At 45.7% G+C, this 7,087-nt stretch carries 3 protein-coding genes, 1 rRNA gene and 1 pseudogene (1 of these 5 only partly in view); 4 read left to right on the forward strand and 1 reads right to left on the reverse strand.

Going from position 1 to position 7,087, the window contains the following annotated elements:
• Positions 1–37: 37 nt before the first annotated feature.
• The 3 genes from CEF13_RS07460 to CEF13_RS07470 all read left to right on the forward strand — a co-directional run bounded on the left by CEF13_RS07460 (position 38) and on the right by CEF13_RS07470 (position 4,449).
• Entirely contained in the window at positions 38–1,768 is a 1,731-nt protein-coding gene (locus CEF13_RS07460) for an ABC transporter ATP-binding protein (protein WP_102710123.1), read from the forward strand.
• Positions 1,761–3,614: an ABC transporter ATP-binding protein gene (locus CEF13_RS07465; protein ID WP_102710124.1), complete on the forward strand. Its 1,854-nt coding sequence runs from the start codon at positions 1,761–1,763 to the stop codon at positions 3,612–3,614. Before CEF13_RS07460 ends, CEF13_RS07465 begins: the two co-directional genes overlap by 8 nt.
• Before the next feature lie 307 nt (positions 3,615–3,921).
• Positions 3,922–4,449 carry a YkvA family protein gene (locus CEF13_RS07470; protein WP_102710125.1) on the forward strand — a complete coding sequence of 176 codons (528 nt, stop codon included), beginning with the start codon at positions 3,922–3,924 and terminating at the stop codon, positions 4,447–4,449.
• 83 nt (positions 4,450–4,532) lie between these two features.
• Here CEF13_RS07470 and glsA read toward each other — a convergent pair.
• A pseudogene (gene glsA / locus CEF13_RS07475) lies at positions 4,533–5,472 on the reverse strand (glutaminase A).
• 374 nt (positions 5,473–5,846) lie between these two features.
• Between glsA and CEF13_RS07480 the strand changes: the two are divergent.
• Positions 5,847–7,087: ribosomal RNA gene (locus CEF13_RS07480) — 16S ribosomal RNA — on the forward strand; it runs 259 nt beyond the window's last position.

Raw genomic sequence — 7,087 nt, forward strand, 5'->3', positions numbered from 1 at the left:
GATAGAAACAAGACCTACTCTACTTGGAGGATCGAAGATGCTGACTATATTTTCTTTTCTGAAAAAATATCGTTTTGCTGCCGTGATTGCGCTGTTGCTGATGCTGGTCGAGCTGATAGTAGAATTGCTTCAGCCCTATATCATTTCAAGAATTATTGATTACGGTATCGGTCATAATGATTTATCGACTGTGCTGAATTGGGGCGGTGTCCTTATTGGATGCTCCATTGTCGCCTTCACAGTAGGAATATTAAGCTCCTTCTTTGCCTCTCATGTGAGCCAAAGCTTCGGCTTTGATTTAAGAGAGCGGCTCTACGACAAAATTCAAGCGTTCTCATTCGCCAATTTCAATCGTTTCCCGGAATCTTCACTGATTACAAGACTAACCAATGACGTTATGCAGCTGCAAAACACGGTGTTCATGAGCCTTCGAATAATGCTGCGGGCTCCACTGCTGGTTATTGGCAGCATCGTTATGGCATTTATTGTTCAACCTAAGCTTGCTTTGTGCCTTGCAGCGGCAGTACCTTTTCTAGCCGTGTTCCTGCTCTGGGTGCTGAAGAAGGGAGAGGGGTTATTTCGTTCCGTTCAGCAGCAGCTTGATCAAGTGAATAGCGTTATGCAGCAAAATCTGATAGGAATGCGAATCATTAGAGTATTTGTTCGGATGAAACATGAATCCAAGCGCTTCGCCCATTCAAGTGAAATGCTTATGAATCGAACAGTGTCGGCGCTTCGTTTAACGGAGACGACGATGCCCATTGTATTGCTAGTTATGAACGCTAGCGTGATGGCGGTTTTGTGGTTCGGCCGAATCGAGCTTGATAACAGCGGTGCAACGGTTGGAGAAGTGGTCGCTATTGTTAACTACGCGACAAGAACGACAGCAGCCCTTTCAATTATGTCGATGATTGTTGTCAACTTCTCACGAGCTCGTGCATCAGCGCAGCGGATTGAGGAGGTTCTAATAACCGAGATCGATCTTAAGGATTCGATAGACAGCCATGCAGTTGTAAAACTTAGACAGGGCTCTATTTCATTTGAGAATGTTTCCTTTCAATATCCAGATTCAGAGCAGTCGGTTTTGAGAAATATTTCATTCGAAGCGAAGTCGGGTCAAACTATTGCCATTATGGGTGCAACCGGTTCAGGCAAGTCATCGCTTGTTCAGCTAATTCCAAGGCTTTATGACGTGCAGGGTGGAACGATAACAATTGATGGAATAGATAATCGACAATTGAAACTGGAACAGCTGCGCAAGCAAATCGGATATGTGCCGCAAGATATTATGCTGTTCACAGGCAGTGTGGAGCAAAATATTCGTTGGGGCAAGGAAGACGCCAGCCTCGAAGAAATTATTGAAGCTGCAAAGCTGGCTCAAATTCATGAGACGATTATGAAGCTCCCTGAACAGTACAATACTATCGTAGGCCAAAAAGGCGTTAATTTATCTGGTGGTCAGAAGCAGAGGTTGACCATAGCACGGGCACTTGTGCGAAAGCCTATTATTTTACTGCTGGATGACAGCACGAGCGCTCTTGATGTGAAGACCGAAGCGGCGTTATTGAGTGGACTGAAGCATATGAACTGCACGACGCTTCTTATTACACAAAAGATTAGCTCAACTGCAGGAGCGGATCAAATTTTATTGCTTGATGAGGGTGAACTGATTGCTCAGGGCACTCATGAATTACTTATTAAGGAATCAAGCTTATATCTTAGAATCTATGAATCGCAGTTTGGAAAGGAAGGTATATCCCATGCTTAAGCAATTAAAGGATCCCTTTCAATATCCAAAGCCTGAAAGAGTCATAGAACAACCAGGGCAAAGCAAAGCTGCCGCAGGAACGTCGAAGAAAAAACCAAGAGCCCAGAATGCATCTCGCACCTTAAAGCAAATGTGGGGGTACTTAACCGAATACAAAAGCAGGCTCGCCGCGGTTGTCGTTATGGTTATTTTAAGCTCGGCATTGTCTCTGCTAGGTCCTTATTTGGCGGGAACCGCAATCGATCGATTTATTATGAATAAAGACAGCGGGTTCGTCGTTTTTCTGGTTGCAATGGCTGCCTCGTATGCTCTTTATTCCGTTACGATGTGGCTGCAAAGCATTTGGATGATTACGATATCACAGAAAACGGTTTATCGCATGCGCGTCCAATTGTTTGAACATTTGCATAGACTGCCCATCCCTTACTTCAGCAAGCGTCAGCATGGGGAGCTAATGAGCCGAGTGACGAATGATATAGAGAACGTAAGTGCTTCGTTAAACAGCTCGGTTATTCAAGTATTCTCAAGCGCCCTTCTACTAATAGGCACGGTAGCAGTGATGCTATCGCTTAGTCCCATGCTTACATTGCTTACATTCATCGTTGTGCCGCTTATGCTGCTCGGAATGAAATGGATAACGAAACAAACCGGTCGATTATTCAAAGCACAACAGCGTAATTTAGGCGATTTGAATGGTTACATTGAAGAAACGCTTTCCGGTCAGCGCATTGTTAAAGCTTTCTCTCAGGAACAGACCGTTATTGAGGAGTTCAAGCAGCGGAATGAGCGGATCCGAGTTTCGGGCTTTTGGGCACAGACGATATCTGGTTTTATACCGAAGCTTATGAATGCATTGAACAATTTAAGCTTCGCTATCATCGCAGGAGTTGGAGCTATATTTGTATTAAATGATGCCATTACGGTAGGTGTTATCGTTATTTTCGCAGAATACTCCAGGCAATTTACGAGACCGCTTAATGATTTGGCTAATCAATGGAACACTTTGCTCTCGGCCATAGCCGGTGCGGAACGGGTATTTGATGTGCTTAGTGAGGAGGAGGAGCGGAATGATGAATCTGCTGCTCGCCATCTAAGTATGCTGGCAGGCTCTGTTGTATTTGAGAATGTGACATTTGCATACGAGAGCCGCGCATCAACCATTCGAGATGTCAGCTTTCAGGTGAAGCCGGGTGAAACTATTGCGCTCGTTGGCCCAACTGGAGCGGGCAAGACAACACTCATCCAGCTTCTGTGCCGTTTTTATGATCCGAGCTCTGGCAGCATCAAGATTGACGGTTATGACAGCCGAACGATCAAACGCGAAAGTTTGCGCTCACATATGGCATTCGTTATGCAGGACCCATTCCTGTTCGAGGGGACGATACGTGAAAATATTCGCTATGGCAAGCTTGATGCGACCGATGCTGAGGTAGAGCAGGCGGCGAAGCTGGCCAATGCCCATTCATTTATTACGCGTCTGCATGACGGCTATAATGCAATACTGAAGATGGATGGCAGCGGGATCAGTCAAGGACAGAAACAACTATTGGCTATCGCGAGGGCTATACTGGCTGATCCTACTATATTGGTTCTCGATGAAGCTACAAGCAGCATTGATACTGTTACAGAAATTAAAATACAAGAGGCGCTGCAGCGGCTTATGAAAGGCCGTACGAGCTTTGTTATTGCCCATCGGCTCAATACGATTCAGCAAGCTGATCAAATTGTCGTGCTCCAAGATGGAGCTATTATCGAGAAAGGCTCACATTTGCAGCTGCTGAGACAGAATGGGTATTACAGCGGAATGGTTAGCGGTCAATCAACAAGCAGTATGCTTAGCAAGTAAATGAGATAGCATTATATAGAAGAGGAAGCACACGGGTGAGTTTCGCCTGTGTGCTTTTTTGGTATCTCTTAGTGAAAATAGCCAAATGAAGAAAATTATCCTCAAACACGGACCCTATAAAGCGAAGCAGGTTCGGACAGCCTAATAAAAATAATGTAGAAAGCCAAGCAGCTTTCAGTATCATTTGCGTTATTATAGGCAGCTTTACATATTTAACTTAATAACCATTCATGCTATTTATGTTGCAAGATGAAACTATTGTGGTATATGGAAAGTATAAATAAGAGTACATGAGGAGGTGGACAGGATGTCTGTTCTCAAATGCGCAAATTGCGGTAACGAAATGGACGAACAGTTGGAAACACAATGCTCAGCCTGTGGAAGTGAAACCACGAAAGAGGTAGACCTAGAGATGGCAAAGAATAACGAGCTTGGAGCTGCTACGGCGGAATCAAAGGAAATTGATATAAATAAATGGATAGAGAAAATTGGGGATCATGAGAAGCAAGCCAAGTATGTGGAGGAAGGCTTTTGGGGAAAAGTGAAGCGGCATGCTGCAAAGGTACCGTTCGCGAAGGAAGTCGTAACGCTTTACTATTGTTCGACTGATCCTAAGACACCTTTATCTGCTAAGGCTACAGCGGTTGGCGCATTAGCGTATTGGATATTGCCCATTGATCTTATTCCTGATTTCTTGCCGGTCGTAGGATTTGTTGATGATGCTACAGCAGTATTTCTCGCTTACAAAGCGTTAAGCGGACAAATTACGGATGAGCATCGCGATAAGGCAGAGCAATTTTTTGTATTGAATAAGAGTGTAAAGCTTGTAGATTAATATTCACGCTTTACATTCAGCACCTGACATAGTGGGGGAGCCGCCTTTATTGGGGCTCCTTTCTTTTGTACAATCAGCTTTATTTAGAACAAGCTCCAATCGAATTTCTGCGACAACGACTGAAGGAGATCTACCCCCGCGATGCTATTTCCTTTCCGATTTAAGGCTGGACCAATCAAGCCAATCCCGTAAAGGCCTGGGACCATAGTAAGGATTCCACCGGATACACCGCTTTTTGCAGGGAGGCCCACCTGAATGGCAAATTCACCGGATGCATTGTACATGCCGCAAGTAATCATAAATGTTTTGGCAATCTGAACGTAGCGGCGCGGGATGAGCGTTTTTCCTGTGATTGGATTTTTACCGTTATGTGCAAGTACAAGTGCCATTTGAGCCAAGTCAGCACACGTCACACATACGGAGCAATGGTGGAAATATACGTCAAGGACATCCTCAACCTGACCTTCAAGCACTCCGTTATCTTTAAGGAAATAAGCCATAGAACGATTGAGATTAGCCGTATCCGATTCCGAACGGTATACATTCAAATCATAATTTAGAGCATCATTATTAGAAAGAAGACGCAGAAAATCGAGCACTCGAGCCGATTTTTCAGCAGGGCTGCTACCCGCTATTAATGATGAAATCGCAATGGCACCTGCATTAATCAATGGATTGAATGGGATTCCTGGTTGTACAAGCTCCAGCTTAAGCATCGAGTTAAAGTTATCACCGGTCGGTTCCATGCCTACTTTGTCAAAAACCGCAGCTTCTCCGTTATCCATTAGAGCTAGAATAAGAGTAAATACTTTGGAAATGCTCTGCATTGTGAACGGCAAAGTGGATTCTCCTTCAGTAATGGACTGTCCTTGAGCATCCAGAATGTGAATACCAAGTGCCTCCGGCGGTGACTTTGATAATTCGGGTATATGAAGCAACCATCCCGAGGCTGCACTGGTGCCGACTCCTTTCCAACTGTCTTGGCAGTATGGCACGAATACGTTCAATTTCTGTTATAGACATTTGGCTGCTCCTTTACTGGGGTTAGACTCCTTTGTGTACCTTTAGTTATAGTTTATTATATGATTGAACATTATTTATAGATGATGTAATATTATTTAGTCGATAAATGCACAGACAAACAATGGCAATCAACGAGAAAATGATGCATTTAAAAAACTTTTAAAACTTTTTTTAAAAAACGCTTGACCAAATAGACGTTAACATGATATATTCTAATTCCGGCCGAGAGAAACACGCGGACGGCAAGCAAAACAAGCAACACAAACGAAAGAATAGATTGCTCTTTGAAAACTGAACAACGAGTAACAAACTGCCTCGCAAATCCTTCGGGATGAGCGAAAAAGCGATAAAAGTTTTTGAGCAAGTCAAACACCAATTTGGAGAGTTTGATCCTGGCTCAGGACGAACGCTGGCGGCGTGCCTAATACATGCAAGTCGAGCGGAGTTGAAGAGGTGCTTGCACCTCTGATACTTAGCGGCGGACGGGTGAGTAACACGTGGGTAACCTGCCTTTAAGACTGGGATAACATTCGGAAACGAATGCTAATACCGGATACGCGATACGGTCGCATGACTGAATCGGGAAAGATGGAGCAATCTATCACTTAGAGATGGACCCGCGGCGCATTAGCTAGTTGGTGAGGTAACGGCTCACCAAGGCGACGATGCGTAGCCGACCTGAGAGGGTGATCGGCCACACTGGGACTGAGACACGGCCCAGACTCCTACGGGAGGCAGCAGTAGGGAATCTTCCGCAATGGACGAAAGTCTGACGGAGCAACGCCGCGTGAGTGATGAAGGTTTTCGGATCGTAAAGCTCTGTTGCCAGGGAAGAATGCTTGGGAGAGTAACTGCTCTCAAGGTGACGGTACCTGAGAAGAAAGCCCCGGCTAACTACGTGCCAGCAGCCGCGGTAATACGTAGGGGGCAAGCGTTGTCCGGAATTATTGGGCGTAAAGCGCGCGCAGGCGGCCTTGTAAGTCTGTTGTTTAAACTCGGGGCTCAACCCCGAGTCGCAATGGAAACTGCAAAGCTTGAGTACAGAAGAGGAAAGTGGAATTCCACGTGTAGCGGTGAAATGCGTAGAGATGTGGAGGAACACCAGTGGCGAAGGCGACTTTCTGGGCTGTAACTGACGCTGAGGCGCGAAAGCGTGGGGAGCAAACAGGATTAGATACCCTGGTAGTCCACGCCGTAAACGATGAATGCTAGGTGTTAGGGGTTTCAATACCCTTGGTGCCGAAGTTAACACATTAAGCATTCCGCCTGGGGAGTACGGTCGCAAGACTGAAACTCAAAGGAATTGACGGGGACCCGCACAAGCAGTGGAGTATGTGGTTTAATTCGAAGCAACGCGAAGAACCTTACCAGGTCTTGACATCCCTCTGACCGTCCTAGAGATAGGGCTTTCCTTCGGGACAGAGGAGACAGGTGGTGCATGGTTGTCGTCAGCTCGTGTCGTGAGATGTTGGGTTAAGTCCCGCAACGAGCGCAACCCTTGATCTTAGTTGCCAGCACATAATGGTGGGCACTCTAGGATGACTGCCGGTGACAAACCGGAGGAAGGTGGGGATGACGTCAAATCATCATGCCCCTTATGACCTGGGCTACACAC

The sequence above is a fragment of the Paenibacillus castaneae genome (assembly GCF_002884445.1).
Lineage (GTDB): Bacteria > Bacillota > Bacilli > Paenibacillales > Paenibacillaceae > Pristimantibacillus > Pristimantibacillus castaneae.